19 protein-coding genes are annotated in these 24135 nt (G+C 71.4%); all 19 read left to right on the top strand.

The features are described 5' to 3' along the window. Positions 1-248: 248 nt before the first annotated feature. Positions 249-3593, top strand: a complete 3345-nt coding sequence (gene ileS / locus SS2_RS10150) for an isoleucine--tRNA ligase (RefSeq protein WP_066463667.1) — start codon at positions 249-251, stop codon at positions 3591-3593. Next, on the top strand, positions 3590-4990 hold the full coding sequence (locus SS2_RS10145; protein ID WP_066463665.1) for a bifunctional folylpolyglutamate synthase/dihydrofolate synthase: 1401 nt from the start codon (positions 3590-3592) through the stop codon (positions 4988-4990). The genes ileS and SS2_RS10145 overlap by 4 nt, the downstream gene beginning before the upstream one ends. A 63-nt stretch (positions 4991-5053) precedes the next feature. Further along, the gene (dhaK, locus tag SS2_RS10140; RefSeq protein WP_066463663.1) at positions 5054-6049 is read left to right on the top strand and encodes a dihydroxyacetone kinase subunit DhaK; all 996 of its coding nucleotides are present in this window, start codon (positions 5054-5056) and stop codon (positions 6047-6049) included. Positions 6050-6106: 57 nt separating this feature from the next. Continuing rightward, on the top strand, positions 6107-6748 hold the full coding sequence (gene dhaL / locus SS2_RS10135; RefSeq protein WP_066463661.1) for a dihydroxyacetone kinase subunit DhaL: 642 nt from the start codon (positions 6107-6109) through the stop codon (positions 6746-6748). Then, positions 6745-7461, top strand: a complete 717-nt coding sequence (gene dhaM / locus SS2_RS10130; protein ID WP_066463659.1) for a dihydroxyacetone kinase phosphoryl donor subunit DhaM — start codon at positions 6745-6747, stop codon at positions 7459-7461. Before dhaL ends, dhaM begins: the two co-directional genes overlap by 4 nt. Before the next feature lie 129 nt (positions 7462-7590). Further along, positions 7591-8196: a TetR/AcrR family transcriptional regulator gene (locus SS2_RS10125; RefSeq protein ID WP_169796288.1), complete on the top strand. Its 606-nt coding sequence runs from the start codon at positions 7591-7593 to the stop codon at positions 8194-8196. Between the two features lie 33 nt (positions 8197-8229). Continuing rightward, on the top strand, positions 8230-9987 hold the full coding sequence (locus tag SS2_RS10120) for an MDR family MFS transporter (protein ID WP_083942113.1): 1758 nt from the start codon (positions 8230-8232) through the stop codon (positions 9985-9987). Between the two features lie 121 nt (positions 9988-10108). Then, the gene (locus tag SS2_RS10115; protein ID WP_083942112.1) at positions 10109-10444 is read left to right on the top strand and encodes a DUF4233 domain-containing protein; all 336 of its coding nucleotides are present in this window, start codon (positions 10109-10111) and stop codon (positions 10442-10444) included. Positions 10445-10508: 64 nt separating this feature from the next. Continuing rightward, complete coding sequence (ndk, locus tag SS2_RS10110) at positions 10509-10943, top strand: nucleoside-diphosphate kinase (RefSeq protein WP_066463655.1); 435 nt, start codon at positions 10509-10511, stop codon at positions 10941-10943. 179 nt (positions 10944-11122) lie between these two features. Next, a complete protein-coding gene (smc, locus tag SS2_RS10105) occupies positions 11123-14746 on the top strand; it encodes a chromosome segregation protein SMC (RefSeq protein WP_066463653.1) in 3624 nt (1207 codons plus the stop codon). Positions 14747-14848: 102 nt separating this feature from the next. Then, positions 14849-15370 carry a hypothetical protein gene (locus tag SS2_RS17400; protein ID WP_066463651.1) on the top strand — a complete coding sequence of 174 codons (522 nt, stop codon included), beginning with the start codon at positions 14849-14851 and terminating at the stop codon, positions 15368-15370. A 71-nt stretch (positions 15371-15441) separates the two neighbouring features. Continuing rightward, entirely contained in the window at positions 15442-16686 is a 1245-nt protein-coding gene (ftsY, locus tag SS2_RS10095) for a signal recognition particle-docking protein FtsY (RefSeq protein ID WP_066463649.1), read from the top strand. A 145-nt stretch (positions 16687-16831) separates the two neighbouring features. Then, complete coding sequence (locus SS2_RS10090) at positions 16832-18142, top strand: ammonium transporter (protein ID WP_066463648.1); 1311 nt, start codon at positions 16832-16834, stop codon at positions 18140-18142. Further along, positions 18139-18477 (top strand): P-II family nitrogen regulator, encoded by a 339-nt coding sequence (locus SS2_RS10085; RefSeq protein WP_066463641.1) that lies wholly within the window; start codon positions 18139-18141, stop codon positions 18475-18477. The genes SS2_RS10090 and SS2_RS10085 overlap by 4 nt, the downstream gene beginning before the upstream one ends. A 13-nt stretch (positions 18478-18490) precedes the next feature. Next, entirely contained in the window at positions 18491-20332 is a 1842-nt protein-coding gene (locus tag SS2_RS10080; protein ID WP_066463638.1) for a [protein-PII] uridylyltransferase family protein, read from the top strand. 81 nt (positions 20333-20413) lie between these two features. Further along, positions 20414-21997: a signal recognition particle protein gene (gene ffh, locus SS2_RS10075; protein ID WP_066463637.1), complete on the top strand. Its 1584-nt coding sequence runs from the start codon at positions 20414-20416 to the stop codon at positions 21995-21997. A gap of 32 nt (positions 21998-22029) precedes the next feature. After that, on the top strand, positions 22030-23133 hold the full coding sequence (locus tag SS2_RS10070; protein ID WP_066463636.1) for an amidohydrolase family protein: 1104 nt from the start codon (positions 22030-22032) through the stop codon (positions 23131-23133). A gap of 223 nt (positions 23134-23356) precedes the next feature. Continuing rightward, entirely contained in the window at positions 23357-23812 is a 456-nt protein-coding gene (gene rpsP, locus SS2_RS10065) for a 30S ribosomal protein S16 (RefSeq protein WP_066463635.1), read from the top strand. Further along, on the top strand, positions 23812-24051 hold the full coding sequence (locus SS2_RS10060) for an RNA-binding protein (RefSeq protein ID WP_066463628.1): 240 nt from the start codon (positions 23812-23814) through the stop codon (positions 24049-24051). The genes rpsP and SS2_RS10060 overlap by 1 nt, the downstream gene beginning before the upstream one ends. Positions 24052-24135: the final 84 nt, after the last annotated feature.

The raw sequence follows: 24135 nt of genomic DNA, 5'->3' as shown, positions 1-24135 counted from the left end.
GAGGATGCCGGGTATCATGGGTGCACAGGCATCGACCCGGCCATCACCGGTGAGCCTCCGGAAGAACAGGCGCGCCGCACGGCGTCGCCCCAGTAGAACCGGACGGGTAAGGCCCGTCACAGCCGGCATGAGAGGTCGCCCAGCAGTGTGGGGCGGCAAGCGGGGTGGTACCGCGGCACGGCGCGAGAGCGTCCGGCGTCGTCCTCGCACGGCACGTGCACCACTCGGACCACCCAGGAGCCCGCCTCATGTCCAGCTCAGCCCAGAACTCTCAGCACAGCTACCCCAAGCACCGCCCCGACCAGACGGGCGTGGTCGCCTCGCCGAACCTGCCCGCCCTCGAGGAGCAGGTGCTCGCGTACTGGAAGAAGGACGGGACCTTCCAGGCCTCCGTCGACGCGCGTCCGGCAGGTCAGGACGGCTCGAACGAGTTCGTCTTCTACGACGGCCCACCCTTCGCCAACGGTCTGCCGCACTACGGGCACCTGCTCACCGGCTACGCCAAGGACGTCGTGCCGCGCTACCGCACCATGCGCGGGCAGAAGGTCGAGCGCCGCTTCGGCTGGGACACCCACGGCCTGCCCGCCGAGCTCGAGGCCGAGCGGACCCTGGGGATCACGGACAAGTCCCAGATCGAGGCCATGGGCATCGCCGCCTTCAACGACGTCTGCCGCACCTCGGTCATGAAGTACTCCGAGGAGTGGAAGCAGTACGTCACCCGGCAGGCGCGCTGGGTGGACTTCGCCAACGACTACAAGACCCTCGACGTCTCCTTCATGGAGTCCGTCATCTGGGCCTTCAAGCAGCTCTACGACAAGGGCCTGGCCTACGAGGGCTACCGCGTGCTGCCCTACTGCTGGCGCGACGAGACCCCGCTGTCCAACCACGAGCTGCGCATGGACGACGACGTCTACCAGTCTCGTCAGGACCCGGCGCTGACGGTCGCGCTGCGTCTGCTGGACGCCGCCGGCGAGCCGACCGACGAGGTCGTCCTCATCTGGACCACGACGCCGTGGACGCTGCCGTCCAACCTCGCCGTCGCCGTTGGCCCGGAGGTCGACTACGTCGCCGTGACCCCCGGTCCGCAGTCCGCGCTGGCCGGCTCGACGGTCATCCTCGGTGCCGCGCGCCTGGGCGCCTACGCCAAGGAGCTCGACCTCTCCGACGACGCCGCCTCGCACGTGGTGCGCACCGTCAAGGGCTCCGAGCTGGCCGGGCGCCGCTACGCCCCGGTCTTCGACTACTTCGCCGGTGACCCCGAGAACGCCGCGGCCCACCAGATCCTCGCTGCGGACTTCGTCACGACCGAGGACGGCACCGGCCTGGTCCACCTCGCCCCCGCCTTCGGCGAGGACGACATGGCCGTGTGCCAGGAGGCCGGGATCGCCACCGTGGTGCCGGTCGACGCCCGCGGGCGCTTCACCGTCGCCGTCCCCGAGTACGCGGGCGAGCAGGTCTTCGACGCCAACCCGCAGATCATCAAGGACCTCAAGGACGGCACCGGCCCATTGGCGCGCATCGATGCCTCCCGCCGTGCCCTGGTGCTGCGGCACGAGACCTACCAGCACTCCTACCCGCACTGCTGGCGCTGCCGGAACCCGCTCATCTACAAGGCGGTCTCCAGCTGGTTCGTCTCGGTGACGAAGATCCGAGACCGCATGGTCGAGCTCAACCAGGAGATCACCTGGACCCCGGAGCACATCAAGGACGGGCAGTTCGGCAAGTGGCTGGCCGGCGCCCGCGACTGGTCCATCTCCCGCAACCGGTACTGGGGGACGCCCATCCCGGTGTGGGTCTCCGACGACGCGAACTACCCGCGCATCGACGTCTATGGATCCCTCGCGGAGCTCGAGGCAGACTTCGGGGTGCCGGTGACCGACCTGCACCGGCCGTTCATCGACGAGCTGACCCGCCCCAACCCGGACGACCCCACCGGGAAGTCCACCATGCGCCGCATCCCCGACGTCCTCGACGTGTGGTTCGACTCCGGCTCGATGCCCTTCGCCCAGGTGCACTACCCCTTCGAGAACGCCGACTGGTTCGAGCACCATTACCCGGGTGACTTCATCGTGGAGTACATCGGTCAGACGCGCGGGTGGTTCTACACCCTGCACGTCCTCGCCACGGCGCTCTTCGACCGGCCGGCCTTCCGCAACGCCGTCTCCCACGGCATCGTGCTCGGCTCCGACGGCCGCAAGATGAGCAAGTCGCTGCGCAACTACCCCGACGTCTCCGAGGTCCTTGACCGTGACGGCTCCGACGCCATGCGCTGGTTCCTCATGAGCTCCCCGATCCTGCGCGGGGGCAACCTCGTGGTGACCGAGGACGGCATCCGCGACTCGGTGCGTCAGGTGCTGCTGCCGGTGTGGAGCACGTACTACTTCTTCACGCTGTACGCCGGCGCTGCGCGCTCGGGGGCGGGCTACACCGCACGCCGGATCACCCCGGAGGAGGTCGCCGGTCTCCCCGACATGGACCGCTACCTGCTCGCGAGCACGCGCAACCTCGTCGCCGACGTCCAGGCCCAGCTCGACGTCTTCGACGTGGCAGGCGCCTGCGAGACCGTGCGCCAGTACCTGGACACCCTGACCAACTGGTACGTGCGCACCCAGCGGGACCGGTTCTGGGCTGAGGACGACAACGCCTTCAACACGCTGTTCACCGCGCTGGAGACCCTCACCCGGGTGATGGCCCCGCTCGCGCCGCTGCTCTCCGAAGAGGTCTGGCGCGGCCTGACCGGCGGGCGCAGCGTGCACCTGACCGACTGGCCGGTGCTCACCGGCGCCGACGGCGCACCGACCCAGGACGGGCTGGTGCTCGCCGACGACCCGGCCCTGGTCGCGTCCATGGACACGGTCCGCTCGATCGTGTCCCTGAGCCTCGGTCTGCGCAAGGCCCACCAGCTGCGCGTGCGTCAGCCGCTGGCGGCCCTCACCGTCGTGGTCGAGGACACCGCGGCCCTCGAGCCGTACACCGACCTGCTCATGGGTGAGCTCAACGTCAAGTCCGTCGAGCTCGTGCCCCTGGCCGAGGGCGCCGCGGAGTCCTTCGGGATCTCGCGTCGTCTCAGCGTCAACGCTCGCGCCGCCGGTCCGCGGCTGGGTCGCGGCGTCCAGGCAGCCATCAAGGCCGCCAAGGCAGGGGAGTGGTTCGAGGACGGCGACGGCACGGTCGTGGTGCGCACCGCCGACGGCGAGGTGCCCCTCGTCGAGGGCGAGTACGAGCTCGTCACCGTCGTTGCCCAGACCGACGACGACTCCGGCGCCTCGGTGGCCGCCGCGGTGCTGCCCGACGGTGGCTTCGTGGTCCTCGACCTCGAGCTCACCGACGCCCTGCTCGGTGAGGGATACGCCCGGGACGTCGTCCGCGACGTCCAGGACGCCCGCAAGGCCGCCGGCCTCAACGTCGGCGACCGCATCGTGGCCTCCCTGGCAGTCCCCGCCGAGTGGGTCCGAGCGGTCGACGAGCACCGCGACCTCATCGCCCGCGAGACCCTCGCGGTCGAGATCGTCCTGGAGACGTCACCCACCCCCGAGCGGCGGGTCGCCGTCACGGCGACCACGCCGGACACCACAGACGGAGCCGACGCGTGAGCACCCGCAAGAACGGACGGCGCCGGGACACCGGCCCCGTCGTCCCCCCCGAGGTCCAGGCCGAGCTCGACGCGGTCTACCGGGAGATCATGTCCCGGGCGCCCGAGCACGACATCGACCCCACGCTCGACCGCGTCCGGGACGTGTGCGAGCTGCTCGGCGACCCGCAGAAGGCCTACCGCTCCATCCACCTCACCGGGACCAACGGCAAGACGTCGACCTCCCGGATGCTCGAGAGCCTCGTGCGCGAGCACGGGCTGCGCACCGGCCGGTTCACCAGCCCGCACCTGAGCTCGGTCACCGAGCGCATCGCGATCGACGGTGTGCCGATCAGCGCCGAGCGCTTCATCGAGGTGTTCCGTGACGTCGAGCCCTACATCGAGATGGTCGACGCGGTCTCCGAGACCGCCGGCGGTCCGCGCCTGAGCTTCTTCGAGGTGCTCACGGTGATGGCCTTCGCGGCCTTCGCCGACGCTCCGGTCGACGTCGCGATCATCGAGGTCGGTATGGGCGGGCTGTGGGACTCCACCAACGTCGTGGACGGTGACATCGCGATCATCACCCCGATCTCCTTGGACCACCAGGGCTGGCTCGGGCACACGATCGAGGAGATCGCGGAGAAGAAGGCCGGGATCATCAAGGACGGGGCGACCGTCGTGCTCGCCGAGCAGAAGCCGGTCGCCGAGGAGATCGTCCTGGGCGAGGCCGCCCGGCGCGGCGCCCGGGTGCTGCGCGAGGGCATCGACCTCGAGGTCGCCGAGCGGTTCCCGGCCGTGGGCGGGCAGCTGCTCAGCCTGCGCACCCCCGCGGGGCTGTACACGGAGATCTTCCTGCCGCTCTACGGCGCCCACCAGGCGCACAACGCCCTGCTCGCGCTGGCCGCGACCGAGGCGCTGGTCTCCGGCGGCGGGGCGCTCGACGGCGACGTCGTCGGGGCGGCCTTCGCCTCGACCGACTCCCCGGGCCGCCTGGAGGTCGTCCGCTCCAGCCCCACCATCCTGCTCGACGCCGCGCACAACGGCGCCGGTGCGCAGGTGCTCGTCGACGCGATCGAGGAGTCATTCGAGTTCTCCCGGCTCGTCGGGGTGGTCGGCATCCTGGAGGACAAGGACGCCGAGACCATCTTGTCCCTGCTCGAGCCCCTGCTGGCCGAGATCGTCGTGACGCAGTCCTCCTCGGTCCGCTCCCACGACGTCGACGATCTCGAGGAGCTCGCGATCGAGATCTTCGGCGAGGACCGGGTGCACGCCTCACCCCGGCTGGACGACGCGATCGACGTGGCGGCCGGGCGCGCCGAGAGCGAGGACACCACCGGGGTGGGCACCGGCACGGGCGTGCTGGTCACCGGCTCGGTCATCCTCGTCGCTGAGGCGCGGATGCTGCTCGGGCTTGGGTGAGCAGCCCCGCGTCGGCGGTGCTTCAATGAACGTACCTGGCTGACGCGCGATGAAGGGCAAGTCATGAAGAAGCTCATCAACGATCCCGAGCACGTGGTTGCCGAGTCGGTCGAAGGTTTCGGCTGGGCGAACGCGGACATCGTCGATGTCCGCACCGACCCGCTGCTGGTGCTGCGCCGCGGCGGGGCCGTGCACGGGAAGGTCGGCCTGGTCTCCGGCGGCGGCGCCGGTCACGAGCCGCTGCACGCCGGCTTCGTCGGCGTCGGCATGCTCGACGCGGCGGTCCCCGGCGCGGTGTTCACCTCGCCGTCCCCGGACCAGATCGTGCCTGCCCTGGTGGCAGCGGACAGCGGTAGCGGGGTGCTCGCCATCGTCAAGAACTACACCGGCGACGTGCTGAACTTCGAGACTGCCGTCGAGCTCGCCGAGGAGGACGGCGTGACCGTCGCGGTCGTCGTCGTCGACGACGACGTGGCGGTCAAGGACTCCCTCTACACGGCGGGACGGCGCGGGGTCGCGGGCACCGTCGCGGTGGAGAAGATCGCCGGTGCGGCTGCCGAGCGCGGCGACGACCTCGCGACCGTGGCGGCCATCGCCGCCCGGGTCAACGCCAACGTCCGCTCGATGGGGGTGGCGCTGACCGCCTGCACGGTCCCGCACGTGGGAGGTCCCAGCTTCGACCTGCCCGAGGACGAGGTAGAGATCGGGATCGGGATCCACGGGGAGCCCGGCCGCCGCCGCATCCCGGCGGCGTCCGCGGACGAGATCACCGGCATGCTCGTCGACCCGATCCTGGAGGACCTGGAGGTCGGTCGCGGCGAGGATGTGTTGCTGTTCGTTAACGGTATGGGCGGCACGCCCTTGTCGGAGCTGTACGTGGTCTATCGTCAGGCACACCGACTCCTCACCGAACGCGGCATCACCGTGGCGCGTTCGCTCGTCGGCAACTATGTGACGTCGCTGGAGATGCAGGGCGCATCGGTGACCGTGCTCCGTCTGGACGAGGAGTTCACCGAGCTGTGGGACGCACCGGTCCACACCGCCGCGCTGCGCTGGTGAGGTCGGTGCACCGCCGCTGAGAGCGGCACGGCTGTCTAGAGAGGGACTGAGGCAGGAATGACGTTGGACGTGGCATGGGCACAGCGGTGGGCGCGAGAGGCCGCGAGGTCGATCGCCGACGCCAAGGTCGAGCTCGTCGAGCTCGACCGACAGATAGGTGACGGCGACCACGGGGAGAACCTCAACCGCGGCTTTCAGGCGGTCGTGGCCAAGCTCGACGCGGTCACCGAGCCACCTCAGATGATCGGCGACGTGCTCAAGACCATCGCCACCACCTTGATGTCCTCGGTGGGCGGTGCCTCCGGCCCGTTGTACGGGACGGCGTTCTTGCGGGCGGCGAAGGTCAGCGGCCTGCCCGAGCTCGACTCCCACGCCGTGGTCGCCCTGCTCGAGGGTGCCCTGGAGGGCATCACCGCGCGCGGCAAGGCCCAGGTCGGGGAGAAGACGATGGTCGATGCGTGGTCCCCGGCGGTCGACGCCGCGGTGGCCGCCGCCGATGCCGGTGCCAGCCCGGAGGAGGTGCTCGTCGCCGCGGAGAAGGCCGCCGCAGCGGGTGCGGAGTCCACGATCCCGCTCGTGGCCACGAAGGGTCGTGCGAGCTACCTCGGTGAGCGCAGCGCCGGTCACAAGGACCCTGGCGCGGCCTCCAGCGTGATCCTGCTGCAGGCAGCGGTGCGGGCCAGCGAGGACGCGGCATGAAGGCGCGTGTGGCACTGGTCCTGGTCTCCCACTCTCAGCGTCTGGCCCAGGGGACAGTCGAGCTCGCCCAGCAGATGGCGCCGCAGGTGCTGCTGCTGGCCGCCGGCGGGATGGACGACGGTGCCCTCGGCACAAGCTTCGACCGCGTCTACGGGGCGGTCTCAGAGGCCTTGGCCGCGGCGGACGGCGTCGTGGTCCTGGCCGACCTCGGCTCGGCCATCCTCACGGTGGAGTCCGTCCTGGAGGTCCTGGCCGATGACGCCCAGCACGTCGTCCTCGCGGACGCGCCCTTCGTCGAGGGTGCGGTCGCCGCAGCGGTGACCGCCCACGGCGGGGGCACGATCGAGCAGGTGCTCGCCTCGGCCGAGCACGCCGGGAGCACCTTCGTGGGTTCCGGCGGCGAGAGCGGGCAGAACGCAGCCGGCGACGGCGCGCCCGAGCGCACCGCAGCCGACGGGGTGGTCGAGCGGACCGTCGTCGTGCGCAACCCGATGGGACTGCACGCGCGGCCGGCCGCGGTGCTCGCCCGGCTCATCGCCGGCTTCGACGCCACGGTGACGGTCAACGGGGTGAACGGGGCGAGCGTCCTGGAGCTCATGAAGCTCGGTGCGACCGGAGGAGCGGGGCTCGTGCTCACCGCCACCGGACCGCAGGCGCAGGAGGCTGTCGCTGCGGTCGTCGAGGCCATCGAGGGCGGCTTCGGCGAGCTCTGACCCGCCCAGGAGGCTCGGGAGCCCGCGTGGGGGCGGGTGACGTGGAACACGCGTCGTCGGGTCAAAGTTGCATTGACTGCAAAACTGCAGTGAGTGTATTTTCTTCGGATGCACCCCACCCGTGAGCCAGTGACGCAGAGCCCCCCCGGCGGCCTGCGCGAGCGCAAGAAGGCGGCGCGACGAGAAGCGCTCGTGGCCGCCGCGCACGACCTCGTCCACGAGCACGGGCTGGACGCCGTGACGGTCGAGATGATCTGCGACCAGGTCGGGGTCTCGCCCCGGACCTTCTTCAACTACTTCGACTCCAAGATCGATTCCGTGCTCGGCATCGCCCCCTGGGAGATCGACCCCGAGGCGGCCGCGACCTTCGTCGCTGGCGGGCCGACCGGGAACCTGCTGCTGGACTGCGCCGAGCTGGCCACCGCCCAGCTCGCCGACGTCCCCCTCGATCCCGAGCGCATGAGTCAGACCATGCAGCTCGTCCACCGCGAACCGCAGCTCCTCCTCCGGCACATGGCCTGGTTGGAAGAGCGGTGCGGGCTGGTCGAGGACCTCGTCGCGCGCCGCAACGGCGCCGAGACGGTGGGGCCCGCAGAGAAGAACGCCGCGATGATCGTCACGGTCATGGTCCGCTCTGCCCTGACCCACTGGGAAGCCGCCGGCCGCACAGACCCACCATTCACCTACGTGTCAGTCGCCGTCGCAGAGCTGCGTGCCCTGTTCGCGACCGACTGATCCAGGACCACAGAACTCAGAAGAGGACACCTCATGGCAGCATCCCCTCCCGCCACCGCGACGGCCGAGGACAAGCCTCTCGTCGTGCTCAACCCCCGCACCGTGTGGACGATCTTCGGCGCCCTCCTGGCGTCGATGTTCCTGTCCTCCCTCGACCAGTCCATCCTGGGCACCGCCATGCCGACCATCGTCGGTGAGCTCAACGGCGTGGAGCACCAGGGCTGGTTGATGACCGCCTACATCCTGGCGATCGCGATCGTCATGCCGCTCTACGGCAAGTTCGGTGACCTGTGGGGCCGGCGCTGGCCGTTCCTCTTCGCGATCGGGCTGTTCACCCTGGCCTCGGCCGGGGCCGGCTTCGCCCAGAACTTCGGCCAGCTCGTCTTCTGGCGCGGGGTCCAGGGCCTGGGCGGCGGTGGCCTGATGATCCTGTCGCAGGCGATCATCGCGGACATCGTCCCGGCCAAGGAGCGCGGGAAGTACATGGGACCGATGGGTGCGCTCTTCGGCCTCTCTGCCGTGATCGGCCCGCTGCTGGGCGGGCTGTTCACCGACCACGCCAACTGGCGCTGGTGCTTCTGGATCAACATCCCGATCGGCATCGCGGCGCTCATCACCGCCTGGGTCACCCTCAAGCTGCCCTCGCACCGCTCCGGCAAGAAGATCGACGTCGCCGGGATCCTCCTCATGGTCGTGGCGACCTCGAGCCTGGTCCTCATCACGAGCTGGACCAGCTGGAGCGGTCAGACGTCGTACGACTGGTCGCACACCGGTCTGCTCGCCCTCGCCGCAGCCGTGGTCCTGGGGACCGCGCTGTTCATCGTCGTGGAGCGCCGGGCGCAGGAGCCGCTCATCCCGCTGCACCTGTTCAAGAACCGCACCTTCACCATCTCCACGATCGTCGGCCTGGTCATCGGGATGGGCATGTTCGCCGCCCTGAGCTTCCTGCCGACCTTCCTGCAGATGTCCTCCGGAGCCGGGGTGACCGAGTCCGGCTTCCTCATGCTGCCGATGATGGTCGGCATGATGATCACCGCGATCGGCTCCGGAATCCTCATCACCAAGACCGGACGCTACAAGCAGTACCCGATCGCCGGCATGGCGGTGGCCACGGTCGGTCTGGTGGCCCTGACCCAGATCAAGGGCGACACCTCCCTGGTCGTCTTCGGGATGATGCTCTTCGTCCTGGGGGCAGGCCTGGGCCTGGTCATGCAGACCATCGTCCTCGCGGTGCAGAACGCAGTCGACCCCCGGGAGATCGGGACGGCCACGAGCTCGAACAACTTCTTCCGCGAGATCGGCGCGGCCGTGGGCGTGGCCGTGTTCTCCACGATCTTCACGGGCCGCCTGGCAGACAACCTCGTCGGCGTCGCCACCTCGGTGCCGCCCGAGCAGGCCGCGCTGCTGGACCCGACGGGCGTGACCCCGGCCGCCGTGCAGACCTTCCCCGAGCCCCTCAAGCAGGGGGTCATCGACGGCTTCGCGAACGCCCTGGCCCCGGCCTTCTGGTACCTCGTGCCGCTGCTGGCCATCGGCTTCCTGTTCACGCTGTTCCTGCGTGAGGTCAAGCTGTCCACCGAGGCGGGGATGGTGGCCCGCGGCGAGGCGCTCTCGGTCGAGGGAGCTGCCGCGCTCGGTGAGGGCGCGACCACCGGCGACGATGCCGACCTCGTGCTGGTCGGCGGACCGGGCACGGACGAGGCGGCCGGCGGACCGGCCGCGGAGGTGACGACCGACACGGGCGACACCGCTCGCCGTGACCCGAGCGGCACCGGGCCTTCGGTATCCTGAAACTGTGAGTTCACCAGAGTTGCCTGTGCAGTCCGGTCCCGCCGGGGACCCCTCGGGCACGTCGCCTGCGACGCCGAGGATCGTGAGGAAGAAGGCTGCGAAGCCACAGTTCACCTCCACGATGCTGATCTTGGAGGCCTTCGTGGTGTTCTTTGCAACTCTGGTCGCGGACAAGCTCTCCGGCGCACCGTCGTCGCAGGTGTGGCTTGCCGGGGGAGTGCTCACCCTCGTGCTCGTGGTTCTGAGCAGGTTGGTGAACGCCCCCGGCGGCTACGTCGCCGGGTCCGTGGTGCAGCTGCCGGTGCTGGCCATCGGCTTCGTCATCCCGCTGATGTTCCCCGTCGCGGCGGTGTTCGTGGCCCTGTGGGCCGTCTCGCTGTGGCTGGGCGCCAAGATCGACCGGGAGCGCGCGGAGTACGACGCCGCGCACCCCGACCAGGCGCCGAACGTCACCTGAACCGGACGGCCCGGCCGGGTCGTCGCTGGTGGGGAGAGGGGCCGCACCCGTTAGGGTTTGAGCCATGACCACCTCCTCAGCAGTCTCCCGTACCCTGATCCTCGTCAAGCCCGACGGCGTCCGCCGGGGCCTGAGCGGGGAGATCCTGCGCCGGATCGAGGCCAAGGGCTACGAGCTCGTGGCCGTCGAGCTGAAGACCGCGGACGACGCGCTCCTCGCCGCCCACTACGCCGAGCACGAGGGCAAGCCCTTCTTCGCGCCCCTCGTAGAGTTCATGAAGTCCGGACCGCTGCTGGCGATCGTCGCCCAGGGCCAGGGCGTCATCCCCGGCTTCCGCTCCCTCGCCGGCACGACCGACCCGACGACGGCCGCCCCCGGCACCATCCGTGGTGACCTGGGCCGCGACTGGGGCCTGAAGGTCCAGCAGAACCTCGTTCACGGCTCCGACTCCGAGGAGTCCGCAGCCCGCGAGATCGCCCTCTGGTTCCCCGCGCTCTGATCGCGGCAGACCCGTTCAGCGCGCCCTCCCACCGCACCCCCGGCATCTGAGGGCCTCGCTCCATCTCCTGCCCCTGCGCTGAGCGCGGGACGCCTGCCGCCGCCAGAGCGCCGGCAGGCGTGCCGCGTTCAGGGCGGGGAGGCTCCCGGGTGTCGGGTGCGGCTACTAGTCTGTGGGGCGTGCACCTCAAGACACTCACCCTGCGCGGCTTCAAGTCGTTCGCCTCGGCGACGACGCTGCGCTTCGAGCCCGGGGTGACCTGCGTCGTGGGCCCGAACGGCTCGGGCAAGTCCAACGTCGTCGACGCGTTGGCCTGGGTCATGGGGGAGCAGGGAGCCAAGACCCTGCGCGGGGGCAAGATGGAGGACGTCATCTTCGCCGGCACCGCCGGGCGCCCGCCGCTGGGCCGCGCCGAGGTGTCCTTGACCATCGACAACACCGACGGCGCGCTGCCGATCGAGTACGCCGAGGTGACGATCACTAGAACGCTGTTCCGCAACGGCGGCTCGGAGTACGCGATCAACGGCTCCTCCTGCCGCCTGCTCGACATCCAGGACCTGCTCTCCGACTCCGGCCTCGGCCGGGAGATGCACGTCATCGTGGGCCAGGGCCAGCTCGACGCCGTGCTGCGCGCCACCCCCGAGGAGCGCCGCGGCTTCATCGAGGAGGCCGCCGGCGTCCTCAAGCACCGCAAGCGCAAGGACAAGGCCCTGCGCAAGCTCGAGGCGATGTCCGGCAACCTGCTGCGCCTGGGCGACCTCACCGCGGAGCTGCGCCGGCAGCTGGGACCGCTCGGCCGCCAGGCCGAGATGGCCCGCAAGGCCGCCGTCGTGGCCGCCGACCTGCGTGACGCCAAGGCACGGCTGCTGGCAGACGACCTCGCCCAGCTCACCGCCGGCCTCGCCCAGGAGATCGCCGACGAGAGCGCCCTGCGCGCCCGGGCCGGTGAGGTCGAGCGTGAGCTGGCGGAGCGCCGGGCAGAGCTCGCCGCCCTCGAGCAGCAGATCAGCGCCGCCGGTCCGGCCGTGGCCGAGGCCAACGCCACCTGGTACGCGCTCGGCTCGCTGCGCGACCGCCTCACCGGGACCCGCACCCTGGCTGCCGACCGCCTGCGGCTGCTCGCTGCTGAGCCCGCTCCGTCCCCGGGGCAGGACCCCCGCGAGCTCGAGGCCCAGGCCGCCCGGGCGCGCGCGGGCGACGCCGAGCTCGCCCGCGAGGTGGCCGCGCGGACCGCGCGCCTGAGCGAGGCCACTGCTGCCCGCGTCGCGGCTGAGGACGCCACCACCGCTGCTGAGAAGGCGTTGGCCGCCGTCCAGCGCGGGGTCGCCGACCAGCGTGAAGGGTTGGCGCGGCTTGCCGGACAGGTTTCCGCCCGCCAGTCCGCGGCCGCCGCCACCGAGGCGGAGATCGGCCGGCTGCGCGCCTCCCTCGACGCCGCGCTGGAGCGTGGCGCAGCTGCGCGGGGCGACGTGGAGGTGCTCGAGACCCAGGCCGCCGGTGCGACGCAGGGCGAAGAAGACCTCGACGCCGACCACGAGGAGGCCGTCGCCGCCTTGCACGCCGCCTCCGAGGCGCTGCGCGAGGTGCTCCAGCAGCGTGAGGAGGCCGAGCGGGACGGGGTCACCTGGCGCACCCGCGCCGAGACCCTCGAGCTCAGCCTGACCCGCAAGGACGGCGCCGGAGCCCTGCTCGCCGCGGACTCCCTGCGCGGGACCCTCGGTTCGATGGCCGCCCTGATGAGCGTGGACCCTGGCTTCGCCGACGCGGTCGCTGCTGCCCTCGGCCCGCACGCCGACGCGGTCGCCGTCGAATCCGCGGAGGCAGCCGTCGACGCCATCCGCCTGCTGCGCGCCGACGACGCCGGCCGTGCGAGCCTGGTCGTCGGTGACGCGACCGGTGATGCGACCAGTGACGCCGCCGGTGATCGTGACGGTGACATCCCCGTGGACGAGGACCTGCTGATCGGCGCCGCCGGGCTGCCTGACGGTGCCGTGTGGGCCTCGACCGTGGTGCACCCGGCAGCCTCGGTCCGCCGGGCCGTGGAGCGCCTGCTCACGGGCGTCCTGATCGTCGCTGACCTCGCTGACGCCCAGCAGGTGGTGGCCGCCCACCCCGGCGTCACCGCGGTCACCCGCGCCGGCGACGTGCTCGGCGCCCACCGGGCGTGGGGCGGCTCCGCGGCCGCACCCAGCGTGCTGCACCTGCAGACGGCCCTGGACGAGGCGCGCGCCGCCCAGGCTGACGCCGAGGAGCGGCTGGCCCGCGCCCACGACGCCCGGGTGGAGGCCCTCGCCCGCGAGGACAGCGCCCGCCGCCGCCACGACCTCACCCTCGCTCGTCTGAACGAGTCCGACGCCGCGATCGCGGCGGTCGCCGACCAGCTCGGCGCGCTCGGTGCCGCCGCGCGGGCCGCGGGCGAGGAGTCGGCACGGATCCAGGACCGCCTGGACGCCGCCGGCCGCGCGCTCAGCCAGGAGCGGGAGGTCCTCGCGGAGCTCACCGAGCGCTACGAGGCCGCCCAGCTCGCGCCGCAGGACAGCCAGGACGCCCTCGCCGCCTGCACCGCCGACCGGGACCGGGCGAGCGCCCAGGCGGTCCAGGCCCGCTCCCTGGAGACCGAGGCGCGGCTCGCGCTGCGCACGAGCGAGGAGCGCGCCCGTGCGGTCGCCGGTCGCGCGCAGGCCCTCGAGCGTTCGGCGGCCACCGAGCGCGCCGCGCGGGAACGCGCAGCGCAGCGGGAGCTGCGACGCCGTGAGCAGATCGCCCGCGCGCGGACCGTCCGTGACGCGGCGGAGGCCACCCTGACCCACCTCGAGCGGTCGATCGCCCGCGCCGCGACGCACCGGGACGCCGAAGAGGCGGCCCGAGGCGCGCGGGAGGCCCAGCGCGGGACGCTGCGGACCGCCGTGGACGCCCTCACCGCGGACCTGCGTGAGCTCACCGACTCCGCACACCGTGACGAGGTCGCGCGCGCGCAGCAGCAGCTGCGGGTCGAGACCCTCCAGGACCGCGCCGCGCAGGAGCTGGGGCTGGACCCGCAGACGCTGATCGAGGAGTTCGGGCCGCACCTGCCCGTCCCGGTCCCACCCGCTGACGGCGACCGGGACCCGGAGACCGATGAGCCCGCCGGACGTCCCTACGTGCGCCTGGAGCAGGAGAAGCGGCTGCGCTCGGCAGAACGGGCGATGACTGCGCTGGGCAAGGTGAACCCGCTGGCGCTGGAGGAGTTCGCGGCGCTCGAGGAACGGCACGCCTTCCTCTCCGAGCAGCTGAGCGACCTCAAGCGCTCGCGCGCGGACCTCATGGAGCTCGTCCGGGAGATCGACGAGCGGGTCGAGCAGGTCTTCACCGAGGCCTACCGTGACACCGAGGCGCAGTTCGCCGAGGTCTTCCCCCGTCTCTTCCCGGGCGGGGAGGGGCGCCTCGTGCTCACCGACCCCGACGACATGCTCACCACCGGGATCGAGATCGAGGCGCGGCCGGCCGGCAAGAAGGTCAAGCGACTGTCCCTGCTCTCCGGAGGTGAGCGCTCGCTCACCGCGGTCGCGCTGCTCGTCTCGATCTTCAAGGCTCGACCCAGCCCGTTCTACGTCATGGACGAGGTCGAGGCGGCCCTGGACGACACCAACCTCGGCCGGCTGCTGGGCATCTTCACCGAGCTTCAGCGGGACAGCCAGCTCATCGTCATCACCCACCAGAAGCGCACGATGGAGATCGCCGACGCGCTCTACGGCGTGACCATGCGCGGGGACGGGGTCACCACGGTGATCAGCCAGCGGCTGACCGAGCCGGTCGACGCCTGAGACCCGCGCCGCGCGTGAAGATTGGGTGCGCATGGCACGGGGACATCGCATGCACGCCGCGCCCACCCGACGTCCGCCCATGACACATGCTACGACTGGACCATGGTCGAGATGTACGTGTGGTTGCTGGTGACGCTCGCCGTCGCCGTGGGAGTCCTCATGCTCGCCGGGATCCTCTCCCCGGCCGACCGGGACGACTCCGACGACGGCGACGACGCAGCGCCCACCTCCGCCTGGTCCGCCCTGTGGCAGGACTTCCTCTCGGCCACGGCAACCACGCGCGCCCGCCTCGCCCGGCTGCGCCACCGCGCGACGCCCGACGCCGATGCCTCCGCACCGCGGGCCACGGCCGGTCGCACGGCCGGTCACCCCCGAGCAGGACAGACCGCCGCAGCGCCCGCAGCACCCGCATCGCCCGCGCCCGCGCCCGCAGCAGCGTCGACCCCGGCACCCACCACAGCGCCGAGGACCGTCCCGCCGCGACCGGCCACCAGCCGGCTCGACCGCGACCCCGCCGAGTCGAACACCTCCTTCGAGGAGTTCTTCGAGGCCACGGCCACCTCCGAGCCCGCCTACCTCGACGCCGCCCAGCTGAGCGACGCGCTGCACTCCCTGCGCCGCTAGCCCGGCGCGCGCCTCCACGCGGCAGGCCCCCCGTGGTGCGGGCACCGGCCCTCTCCTGAGAGACTTCAGGCGTGAATGATCTGCTGCCGCTCTGGATAACACTTGCCGTCCTCGTCCTCGTCGGACTGGGCTTCTGGGGATACTCCTCCTCGAGGGAACGCCCGAGGCGACCCACGATCGAACCGCCCCGGTCATCAGGTCCGGACACGGGCATCTCCGCAGGGGCACCGGCGTCCACCGACGTCCTGGAACCCGGCCCTGATAGCCCTGGCGGCCCTGCTAGCCCGGACACCGCGGTCGACGCTGTCGAGCCCGCGCCGTCGGGAACCGTGGACGAGGTCGAGACCGAGGTCGTCCCCGCGGTCGAGGTCCCCGAGGCGCCTGCCGGGCGCCTCGCCCGGCTGCGCGACCGTCTCGCGCGGTCTGGTTCCCCGCTGGGTGCCAAGCTGCTCGCCGTGCTCTCCCGCGACCACCTGACCGAGGACGACTGGGACGAGCTCGAGGAGACCCTCCTGCTCGCCGACGTCGGGACGGGACCGGCCACCGAGCTCATCGACGCGCTGCGCACCCAGGTGCGCGTGCAGGGCGTCAAGGACCCCGCCAGCGTGCGCGCCATGCTGCGCACCGAGCTCATCCGGCTCGTCGACCCGACCCTGGACCGCAGCCTGCACACCGCCCCCGGCACGGACGAGGCGGGGGAGAAGGTCCCCGCGGTCGTCCTCGTCGTCGGCGTCAACGGCACCGGCAAGACCACCACGGTCGGCAAGCTCACCCGGGTGCTCGTCGCGGAGGGCAACGAGGTCATCCTCGGCGCGGCGGACACCTTCCGCGCCGCGGCCGCAGACCAGCTCACCACCTGGGGCGCGCGCGTGGGCGTCGAGACCGTCCGCTCCTTCAAGGACGGCGCCGACCCGGCCGCGGTCGCCTTCGACGCCGTACGGACCGGGCGCACGCGCGGGGTGGACGTCGTCCTGGTGGACACCGCCGGCCGCCTGCAGAACAAGGCCGGGCTCATGGACGAGCTCGGCAAGATCAGCCGGGTCATCACCAAGGAGGCCCCGCTGACCGAGGTGCTGCTCGTGCTCGACGCGACCACCGGCCAGAACGGCCTCAACCAGGCCCGCGTCTTCGCCGAGGTCGCCGGGGTGACCGGGATCGTGCTGACCAAGCTGGACGGGACCGCCAAGGGCGGCATCGTCGTGGCCGTCCAGCGCGAGCTCGGCGTCCCGGTCAAGCTGGTCGGCCTGGGTGAGGGCCCCGACGACCTCGCGCCCTTCGTCCCCGAGGACTTCGTCGACGGGCTGCTGCAGGGCTGAGCGACGGACGAGATGGCCACGTAACACAACGTTTACCTGCGTGGTCATCTCGTCACAGCCGCGAAACACCGGCGCACGGTAGCCGAAATCCTGCTCCAGCACAGTTGTCCTGACCGGCCGCCCGGCTGGGATGGGAGATGATCCGATGGAATGGGATACCGGAGCTACCGCGTGGATGCTGACCTCAGCGTCGCTCGTGCTCCTCATGACACCTGGCCTGGCCTTTTTCTACGGCGGCATGGTCCGCGCCAAGTCCGTGCTCAACATGATGATGATGTCCTTCGGCGCCATGGGCGTCATCGGAGTCATCTACGTCTTGTGGGGCTGGTCGATGTCCTACGGGACCGACGTCGGTGGCATCATCGGCAACCCCTTCGACCAGTTCGGTCTGTCCGGGACGATCTTCGACAGTGCCGGTGAGGCCGTGTCGAGCACCCTGGGCAACTACCCGCAGGTGGTCGACGTCGCCTTCCAGGTGACCTTCGCCATCATCACCACCGCCCTCATCAGCGGCGCCATCGCAGACCGCGTCAAGTACGGCAGCTGGATGGTCTTCGTCGCGATCTGGGTGACGCTGTCCTACTTCCCGCTGGCGCACATGGTCTGGGGCGGTGGCCTGCTCTCCGCCTCGCCTGACGGCATCGCAGCCGCGATCTTCGGCACGACCGACGGCGTGGCCTCGGTCGCACCGATCGACTTCGCCGGCGGCACGGTCGTCCACATCAACGCCGGTGTCGCGGGCCTGGTGCTCGTGCTCCTCATCGGTGCTCGCAAGGGCTTCGGCAAGGAGCCCATGCGGCCCCACAACCTCCCCTTCGTCATGCTCGGCGCAGCCCTGCTGTGGTTCGGCTGGTTCGGCTTCAACGCAGGATCTGCCTTCGGCGCCAACGCCACGGCCGGTCTCGCCTGGGTCAACACGACCACCGCAGCCGCCGCGGCGATGCTTGCCTGGTTGATCACGGAGAAGATCCGCGACGGGCACGCCACCTCCCTCGGCGCCGCCTCCGGCGTGGTCGCCGGTCTGGTCGCCATCACCCCCGCCGCCGGAGCGCTCAGCCCGGTCGGGTCGATCTTCCTCGGTGCGATCGCCGGCGCCCTCTGCGCCCTGGCTGTCGGACTGAAGTACCGCTTCGGCTACGACGACTCCCTCGACGTCGTCGGCGTCCACCTCGTCGGTGGCCTGGTCGGTACGGTCGGCGTCGGATTCTTCGCCACCGAGACCGGGCTCTTCTATGGTGGAGGATTCGACCAGCTGGTCGTCCAGGTCGTCATCGCCGTGGTCGCGATGATCTTCTCCGGAGTGGTCACCCTGGTGATCGGGCTGATCATCAAGAACACGCTCGGATGGCGGGTCAGCGAGGACGCCGAGGTCGGCGGCATCGACCTCGCGGTCCACGGCGAAGGCGCGTACGAGACGCTCGGCGGCGGCCGGGTCATTACGGAGGTCAGGTCATGAAGCTCGTCACCGGAATCATTCAGCCCCACCGTCTCGACGACGTGAAGTCGGCCCTGGAAGCGGCCGGCGTGCGGGGCATGACCGTCAGCGAGGCCAGCGGCTACGGCCGCCAGAAGGGCCACACCGAGGTCTACCGCGGTGCCGAGTACACCGTGGACCTCGTGCCCAAGGTCCGCATCGAGGTCCTCGTCGAGGACGAGGACGCAGGCGTGGTCACCGGTGTGATCGTGCAGGCCGCCCAGACCGGCAAGATCGGTGACGGCAAGGTCTGGACCGTGCCGGTCGACGACGTCGCCCGGGTCCGCACCGGCGAGCACGGCGCAGCCGCCCTCTAGGGCACTCCCGCCCATGCCCGTCCAGCCACAGCCACGGCCCCAGCCCAGTGGTGGCGAGCAGTCCCCGCAGGCCCCGCACCTCTCCACGGTGCGGGGCCTGCGGTCCCAGATGCTCGACCTCGCCGCCCGCCACAGCGGCCCCCGCCCCGGGGGCCGCACCTCACCCGAGCAGGGGCGCGTCCGCCGGGCGGCCCTGGTCGACCTCGTCGTCACCGAGCTCTCCGCCCTGTGGGACCAGGCCACCACGAGCATCGACCCCACCGGCGTCGCCCTGGCTGCTGTGGGCAGCCTGGGCCGCGGGGACATCGGCCCGACGAGCGACCTGGACCTCGTCCTCATCCATGACGGCCGCAGCCACGGCGCCGAGGAGCTCCAGGCCCTCGCGCAGAGCCTGTGGTACCCGATCTGGGACGCCGGCCTCGACCTGGACCACTCCGTGCGGTCCTTGGCCCAGTGCCGGCAGGTCGCCTCCAAGGACCTGCCCGCCGCGATCGGCATGCTCGACGTGCGGCCCATCGCGGGGGACACCGTCGTCGCGCACCGAGCGACGTCAGCGGTGCTCACCGACTGGCGTGCGGCGTCCCGCCGGCGCCTGCCCGAGCTGCTCGCCTCGGCGAAGGTGCGCGCGGCCCGCCACGGCGAGCTCGCCTACCTCATCGAACCCGATCTCAAGGAGGCCCGCGGGGGCATCCGCGACGCCGTCGTCCTCACCGCGCTGGCGGCCACCTGGCTCACCGACCGCCCGCACGGGGCCGTCGACCGCGCCTACGCCCACCTCCTCGACGCCCGTGACGCCCTCCAGCTGACCACCCGCCGGCGCACCAACCGGTTGGGCCTGGCCGACCTCGACGAGGTCGCCGCACTGTGCGGCTACCCCGAGTCCGACGACTTCTTGGCCAGCCTCGCCGAGGCGGGCCGGGAGATCTCCTACGGCCTGGACACGACCGTGCGCCGAGCCCGCCAGGCCCTCCAGCGTCCACTGGTCACCCGTCCGCTGATGATCCGCGGGCGCCGCGCGGCCCCGCGGCTGCGCTCGGTCGGGGACGGCCTCGTCGAGCACGACGGCGAGCTGGTGCTGGCCATCGCCGCGAACCCGGCCAACGACCCGCTGCTGGCGTTGCGCGCGGCCGCGACCGCGGCCCGCACCGGTCTGACCATCTCGCCGGTCTCGGTCACGAGCCTGGCCCAGTGCCCGCCGCTGCCGGTGCCGTGGCCACGGGCCGCGCGCACCTCGCTGCTCACCGTGCTCGGCTCGGGGGCGGCGCAGATCCCCGTCTGGGAGGCCCTCGACCTGGCCGGGGTGGTCACGAGCTGGATCCCGGAGTGGGCGGGCGTGCGCAACCGGCCGCAGCGCGCGGCGGTGCACCGGCACACCGTCGACCGACATCTCATCGAGGTGGCGGCGCGGGCCCGGCACTGGCGCAAGAACGTCGAGCTGACCGACGTGCTGCTGCTGGCGACCTTCTTGCACGACATCGGCAAGCGGGCGGGGTCCACCGACCACTCGGTCACCGGGGCAGAGCTCGTCCCGGCGATCGTGGGGCGGATGGGCTTCGACCAGCACGTGGTCGACGACGTCCAGCGGATGGTCGCCCATCACCTGACGCTGTCCCGACTGGCAGTCAGTCACGACCCGGACGACCCGGCCACGATCGAGGAGCTGCTGAGCGCCGTCGACCATCGTGCTGAGCTGCTCGAGGTGCTGCGTGCGCTGACGGAGGCAGACGGGTCGTCTCTCGGCGCCACGACGTGGACCAGCTGGCGTGCGAGCCTCGTCGACGACCTGTTCCGACGCGGGATGGCAGCCCTCGGCGCTGACCCGAGCGCGGGCGAGGGGCATCACCCGGTAGTCTGAGCGCTTCAACTAGACACGTGCAGCGCCGCCCGCGGGCGGGGCCTCGCGTGAAGTCACGAGCGAACGGTGAGGATTGCAACGGTGTTCGCCACTCTGTCAGATCGACTGGCATCGACCTTCAAGAACCTGCGGACCAAGGGACGTCTGTCCGAGTCCGACATCGACGCGACCGTACGCGAGATCCGCCGGGCGCTGCTCGATGCCGACGTCGCGGTGCCCGTGGTCCGCGAGTTCACCGGGACCGTGCGCGAGCGCGCCCTGTCCTCGGAGGTGTCCGGGGCGCTCAACCCCGCCCAGCAGGTCGTCAAGATCGTCAACGAGGAGCTCGTCGCGATCCTGGGCGGGGAGAGCCGCGGACTGAACTTCGCGAAGAACCCCCCGACCGTCATCATGCTCGCCGGCCTCCAGGGTGCGGGTAAGACGACGCTGGCCGGGAAGCTCGCGCTCAACCTGCGCGAGCAGGGTCACACGCCGCTGCTCGTTGCCGCTGACCTGCAGCGCCCCAACGCCGTGACCCAGCTCAAAGTCGTGGGGGAGCGCGCCGGCGTGCCGGTCTACGCACCGAGCCCGGGCAACCAGGGGTCTGAGGGGGAGTCGGGCGTCTCCGCCGGCGACCCGGTCGCCGTCGCCCGTGCAGGGGTCGAGACCGCCCGCGCGCGCCAGCACGACGTGGTCATCATCGACACCGCCGGACGGCTCGGCGTGGACGCCGAGCTCATGCAGCAGGCTGCTGACATCCGCGACGCGACCAGCCCGGACGAGATCCTCTTCGTCATCGACGCGATGATCGGCCAGGACGCGGTCGCGACCGCGCAGGCCTTCGCCGAGGGCGTGAACTTCACCGGCGTCGTGCTGTCCAAGCTCGACGGCGACGCCCGCGGTGGTGCGGCGCTGTCCGTGGCCCGCGTGACCGGCCGTCCGATCCTCTTCGCCTCGACCGGTGAGAAGCTCACCGACTTCGAGGCCTTCCACCCTGACCGGATGGCCTCGCGCATCCTCGACATGGGTGACGTGCTCACCCTCATCGAGCAGGCCGAGAAGGCCTTCGACGCCGACCAGGCGCAGGTCATGGCGGACAAGATGGCGTCCGGCAAGGACTTCACCCTCGCCGACTTCCTCGTCCAGATGCAGCAGATGCGCAACATGGGCTCGATGAAGAAGATGCTGGGCATGCTCCCGGGCATGGGCCAGATGCGTGAGGCGCTGGAGAACTTCGACGAGCGCGAGGTCGACCGGGTCGAGGCGATCATCCGCTCCATGACCCCGGCCGAGCGGGAGAACCCCAAGATCATCAACGGCTCGCGGCGTGCACGTATCGCCAAGGGTTCGGGTGTCACCACGACCGAGGTCAACCAGCTGCTGGACCGCTTCGCCGGCGCCCAGAAGATGATGCGGCAGATGAGCCGCGGCGGTGGCATGGCGATGCCGGGCATGGGCAACCTGCCGGGCATGGGTGGCAAGAAGGCTCGTGGACGCCAGCAGGCGCCGGCCCAGCGCGGCAAGAAGAGCAAGTCCGGGAACCCGGCCAAGCGTGCTGCCGAGCAGCGCGCGGCGGCCGAGGCTCCCACCGCCGCACCGGGCTCCGCCTTCGGTGTGGGCAAGCCCGCGGACCAGCAGGGGCCGCTCGAGCTGCCGCCGGGCCTGGAGAAGTTCCTCGGTCGCTGATCGAGGGCTGTGATCTGAAGAGACGAGCGCGGATGAGCCAGCCACCGGTCCTGCACGTGCACGGCTCCGTCACGCTCGGGGCCGGCCGCGAGGTCGGTGAGGTCTGGGTCGAGGACGGCGTGATCAGCCTCACCCGGCCCTCGGGGCTGAGCGCCGAGACGGTGCACCTGGAGGGCTACGCCGTGCCGGGCCTGGTCGACGTGCACGCCCACGTCGGACTGGGTCCGGGCGGGGCGGTCACCGGTGAGCAGGCGCGCGAGCAGGCCCTCGCCGACCGCGACGCGGGCGTGCTGCTCATCCGCGACGCCGGCTCGCCGGTGGACACCCGCTGGATGGACGACGACGACGCCCTGCCGCGGATCCTGCGCTGCGGCCAGCACCTGGCGCTGCCCAAGCGCTACCTGCGCGGCTTCGGCCGCGAGCTGGAGCTGCCCTCGGACCTTCCCGCCGCCGTCGCGCAGGAGGCAGCGGCCGGGGACGGCTGGGTGAAGATCGTGGCCGACTGGATCGACCGGGACCACGGCGACCTCACCCCGTTGTGGTCGGCGCAGGACCTCGCGGGAGCCGTCGCCGCCGCGCACGCGGAAGCGGCCCGGGTCACCGCCCACACCTTCGCGACCGAGGCCGTGGACGACCTCCTCGCCGCGGGCGTGGACTGCCTCGAGCACGGCACCGGGCTCACCGGCAGCCAGATCGACGAGGTGGTGCGGCGCGGGGTCGCCGTGACGCCGACCCTGCTGCAGGTGGGACGCTTCGACGCGATCGCCGCGCAGGCGGCGGAGAAGTTCCCCGTCTACGCAGCCCGGATGAGGGCCATGCACGACCGGCGCTACCAGCACGTCGCCGCGCTCTACGAGGCCGGGGTGCAGCTGCTGGTCGGCACGGATGCCGGCGGCACGATCACCCACGGACAGATCGCCGCGGAGTGCGCCGAGCTCGTGAGGGCCGGCATCCCGGCCGCCGACGTCGTCGCCGCCGCGAGCTGGCAGGGGCGGTCCTACCTGGGCTTCGGGGAGCTGGTCGACGGGTCCGGCGCTGACCTCGTGGTCTACGCCGCGGACCCGCGGACCTCCATCACGGTGCTGCGCACGCCGCTCGCGGTGATCCTGCGCGGACGGCTGGTCGGCCGGCGCTGAGCGCGCGGTGGCGGGGGAGGGTCGAGCGCCCACCCGGGACATCCGACGTGCTGAGCGGGTCGCGGTTGGATCTGGCGGCGATCTCTGGCAGAATCACCCCCTGTACTCGGCTTGTTCGGCCCCTCTCTCCGTGCAGAGCCGTGTCCTGGACCGAAGCGCCGCCCGGCCCCACCGGGTAGCAGCAACGTCCGCCCATTCATCAGAACCAGGAGAGACCACCACTGTGGCCACCAAGATTCGTCTGAAGCGTCTCGGCAAGATCCGCGCTCCGTACTACCGCATCGTCGTCGCTGACTCACGCACCAAGCGTGACGGCCGCGCGATCGAGGAGATCGGCAAGTACCACCCGACCGAGGAGCCCTCGTTCATCGAGATCGACTCCGAGCGTGCACAGTACTGGCTCGGCGTCGGCGCACAGCCGACCGAGCAGGTCGCTGCGCTGCTCAAGATCACCGGCGACTGGCAGAAGTTCAAGGGACTGCCGGGCGCCGAGGGCACCCTGCGCACCAAGGCCGCTCCGTCGGCTGAGGCTGTCGCCGAGGCCGTCGCCGCTGCTGCGTCCGACGCCGAGAAGATCAAGGCCAAGGCTTCCGAGGCGAAGGCTGCCGCTGCTGCGACCGCCGCCGCTGACGCTGCGCCCGCCGCCGAGGCTGAGACTCCCGCGGAGGAGCAGGTCTGATGTTGGCTGACGCTCTCGAGCACCTGGTGCGCGGCATCGTGGACAACCCCGATGACGTGCAAGTGAACGCCAAGGCCGTGCGCCGTGGCGAACTTCTCGAGGTCCGGGTTCACCCCGAGGACCTCGGCCGGGTGATCGGCCGAGGAGGTCGCACCGCGCGAGCGTTGCGTACCGTCGTCGGTGCGCTGGCTGGGGACTCCTCAGTCCGCGTAGACGTCGTCGACGTGGATCGTCGCTGAGGCCATCGGCTTCTGCGACACCCGAGCTTGACCCGAGGCCCGGCCGCCGTGAGGCAGCCGGGCCTCGGTCTGTCTTGATCCAGG

The organism is Sanguibacter suarezii NBRC 16159, assembly GCF_001552735.1.
In the GTDB taxonomy this organism is placed as follows: Bacteria; Actinomycetota; Actinomycetes; order Actinomycetales; family Cellulomonadaceae; genus Sanguibacter; species Sanguibacter suarezii.
The sequence above is the reverse complement of the archived record's forward strand: the minus strand, read 5'-3'. Positions and strand labels throughout refer to the sequence as shown.

What these genes read in the sequence shown, in the direction of transcription:
- ileS (WP_066463667.1), top strand. Translation starts at nt 249, where the DNA reads ATGTCCAGCTCAGCCCAGAACTCTCAGCACAGCTACCCCAAGCACCGC.
- dhaK (WP_066463663.1), top strand. Translation starts at nt 5,054, where the DNA reads ATGAAGAAGCTCATCAACGATCCCGAGCACGTGGTTGCCGAGTCGGTC.
- dhaL (WP_066463661.1), top strand. Translation starts at nt 6,107, where the DNA reads ATGACGTTGGACGTGGCATGGGCACAGCGGTGGGCGCGAGAGGCCGCG.
- dhaM (WP_066463659.1), top strand. Translation starts at nt 6,745, where the DNA reads ATGAAGGCGCGTGTGGCACTGGTCCTGGTCTCCCACTCTCAGCGTCTG.
- SS2_RS10120 (WP_083942113.1), top strand. Translation starts at nt 8,230, where the DNA reads ATGGCAGCATCCCCTCCCGCCACCGCGACGGCCGAGGACAAGCCTCTC.
- SS2_RS10115 (WP_083942112.1), top strand. Translation starts at nt 10,109, where the DNA reads ATGCTGATCTTGGAGGCCTTCGTGGTGTTCTTTGCAACTCTGGTCGCG.
- ndk (WP_066463655.1), top strand. Translation starts at nt 10,509, where the DNA reads ATGACCACCTCCTCAGCAGTCTCCCGTACCCTGATCCTCGTCAAGCCC.
- SS2_RS17400 (WP_066463651.1), top strand. Translation starts at nt 14,849, where the DNA reads ATGGTCGAGATGTACGTGTGGTTGCTGGTGACGCTCGCCGTCGCCGTG.
- SS2_RS10090 (WP_066463648.1), top strand. Translation starts at nt 16,832, where the DNA reads ATGGAATGGGATACCGGAGCTACCGCGTGGATGCTGACCTCAGCGTCG.
- SS2_RS10085 (WP_066463641.1), top strand. Translation starts at nt 18,139, where the DNA reads ATGAAGCTCGTCACCGGAATCATTCAGCCCCACCGTCTCGACGACGTG.
- SS2_RS10080 (WP_066463638.1), top strand. Translation starts at nt 18,491, where the DNA reads ATGCCCGTCCAGCCACAGCCACGGCCCCAGCCCAGTGGTGGCGAGCAG.
- SS2_RS10070 (WP_066463636.1), top strand. Translation starts at nt 22,030, where the DNA reads ATGAGCCAGCCACCGGTCCTGCACGTGCACGGCTCCGTCACGCTCGGG.
- SS2_RS10060 (WP_066463628.1), top strand. Translation starts at nt 23,812, where the DNA reads ATGTTGGCTGACGCTCTCGAGCACCTGGTGCGCGGCATCGTGGACAAC.